Raw genomic sequence first — 2,315 nt, 5'->3', positions numbered from 1 at the left:
CCGAGGTTGCGCAGCGTCGCGGCGATGTTGTTCTCGGTGGCGGCGATCCGGCGCCGGTCCCCGCCGGCCTCGGCCAGCACCAGCGCCGCCTGCCCGTACGCGAGGGAGCCGGCGAAGTCGCTCTGCGCGTGCGCCGTGATGAGCAGGTTGTTCAGCGCGGCCGCCTCGCCGTCCGGGTCGCCGAGCTCCCGGAACGCGGCCAGCGACTCCTCGCCCAGCCGGCGGGCGTCGGTCTCGTGCCAACCCTGTCCCGCCGGGTCCTGCCCTGGCTCGCCGCCGCGGCACTGCTGATCCCGCTCGCCGGCTGCGGCGGCTCGTCCTCCGACGGCTCCTCCGCCGCCGCCGTCGCGGGTGACCCGGCCGCCGACAGCGGCAACGGCAGAGCCGGCGACTGCGCGATGCTCATCGGCCCGACCGTCTGCTTCCACTACGCCCTCACCGGCAGCGTGACCGCGCAGGGCACGGAGGCCGGGCAGGTCGCCACCAACAACGGGGTCGACTACAAGACCTGCGCCGACTGGACCAAGGGTGAGCCCGACGGCGACGACGGCGAGCCCTCGCTGTCGCTGCCCTCGGGCGGCCCGAAGAAGGACGGCGACCACTTCGGCGGCCTGACCGGCGACGTCATCGAGCACTACCAGGGCCCGGGGACGTACGAGAAGAAGGACCTGTCCGGACTGGGCAGCCCGTCGGGGATCATCACGTACGACACCCAGGACAACTTCGTGCTGCAGGAGGACTCGACCGGCTCGGCGACGATCAACGCCGACGGCTCCGGCAGCTTCACCTTCGCCGACATGGGCACCGGCCAGTCCGGCAACGACGCCACGGTCTCCGGCTCCGTGACCTGGACCTGTCACAACCCGAGCGACTAGCGGGGTTCTTGGCCGGACCGGTCCCGCGTGCCCGGGGGGTGCACGCGGGGCGGGTTCACAGTCGCGGCACAAGGCCTTCTCATCGATGCCCCATGGTCCCCGACCGACCGTTCACAGCGTGACCACCACGCCCCTGGATCGCCGCGCCGCCGACCGTGGCCCGGCCGCCGTTCCCGGCCCGGGGCGACCGGCTGGTGCGCTGCCGGCCCGACGCGGTCCGGGTCCGCCTCGCCCTGCCGGCCGCGACCGCGCAGCGGCAGGTCGCCCGCCACGGCCGCGAAGTCCACAGTGTCCGTCGCGAGTAGACGGTCCACTATGGAGCGTGCGTGGGCCGCGATCCGTACGGGACGCCCCGCTCGTACGTCCGGGGATCGGTGAGCTCGGTGACCGCGGTCACGGGTGCCGGGCGAGGAAGCCCCCGACCGCGGTCACCAGCCCCAGCCCGTCGAGGACCCGGACCAGCCGGGCAGGCAGGGCACCCCCCGCTCACCCGAACCCGCAGTACGAACAGCCATCGGAGCTCCTCGTCCGCGCGGAGCCGCGGGCCGGGAGGCTAACGCTCCGTGGCCAGTCGCCGGTACACCTCGGCGGCGGCCTGCCCGAAGCCGTCCGGCTGGCCGGTCGCGGCGAAGGTCCGCCCGACCTCCTCCAGCTCGTACTCCCAGCGCCAGCCGCGCTCGGCCCCGATCCGGGCCGCCTGCTGGGACTTCGTCGGCAGCCCGGGCAGGCTCAGCGCCCACTCGGTGAGCAGCTCGTCCTCGACGCCGAGCTCGCGGGCGGTGGCGCGGATCGCGACCAGCAGCGCGGTCGTCCCCTTCGTCCAGGCCGCGTACGTCATCTTCAGGGCGGACGCGTCCGGCACGATCCGCGCGTCCAGGTCCGTTCCGGCGAACAGGGTGACGATCTCGGCGGCACCCGGCCCGGACAGGTAGAGCCGAGTCGTACCGGGGCTCCGAGGGGGCGGACCAACGATCCCGCCGTCCACGAACCGCTCGCCGATCACGTCCCGAATGCGCGCCGCCGTCTGCGGACTCACCGCGTTGGCGTCGACGTACGTCCCGGCGTAGCCGGCGAACGCCTCCGCGACCTCGACGGCCGCGCGCGGCGGGCAGATCGACAGCACGACGTCGCAGCCGTCCCGGATCCCGGCCAGGTTGCCGAGGTCGGTGAACCCGGTCGCTCGGTCGCGGGTGGCCGCGCTGCGTCCCTCCGCCGCCCAGCCCACCTCGGCGCCGCGGGCGAGCAGCGCCTGTCCGACCGCCGAACCCATCGCCCCCGGATGCACGATCCCGATCACGCCCCCACCGTATTGCCCGGGCCGGGGTGTTCGCGGTGCATCTCACAGTGCGGGCGGAGCGGGGCGTGCGTGGTGCATCTCACAGTGAGACGGCGGGCGGGGCGGCGCTCGCGTTCACTGCGGGGCCGGTGCGCTCCGGCACC

Annotated in this window: 3 protein-coding genes; 1 reads left to right on the top strand and 2 read right to left on the bottom strand. The window is 74.4% G+C overall.

From position 1 onward, the window contains the following. Positions 1 to 428: hypothetical protein (locus VGP36_19855; GenBank protein ID HEV7656968.1), on the bottom strand; the 428-nt coding region annotated here is incomplete at its 3' end. Here VGP36_19855 and VGP36_19850 point away from each other — a divergent pair. Continuing rightward, positions 399 to 875, top strand: coding sequence for a hypothetical protein (locus VGP36_19850; protein HEV7656967.1), 477 nt, complete (start codon positions 399 to 401; stop codon positions 873 to 875). The genes VGP36_19855 and VGP36_19850 overlap by 30 nt on opposite strands. A 553-nt stretch (positions 876 to 1,428) precedes the next feature. Here the strand turns inward: VGP36_19850 and VGP36_19845 are convergent. Next, a complete protein-coding gene (locus tag VGP36_19845) occupies positions 1,429 to 2,172 on the bottom strand; it encodes a DUF1932 domain-containing protein (GenBank protein ID HEV7656966.1) in 744 nt (247 codons plus the stop codon). Between the last annotated feature and the right edge of the window lie 143 nt (positions 2,173 to 2,315).

The sequence above is a fragment of the Mycobacteriales bacterium genome, assembly GCA_035995165.1.
In the GTDB taxonomy this organism is placed as follows: Bacteria; Actinomycetota; Actinomycetes; order Mycobacteriales; family CADCTP01; genus CADCTP01.
This window is presented reverse-complemented; position numbering and strand designations above follow the sequence as displayed.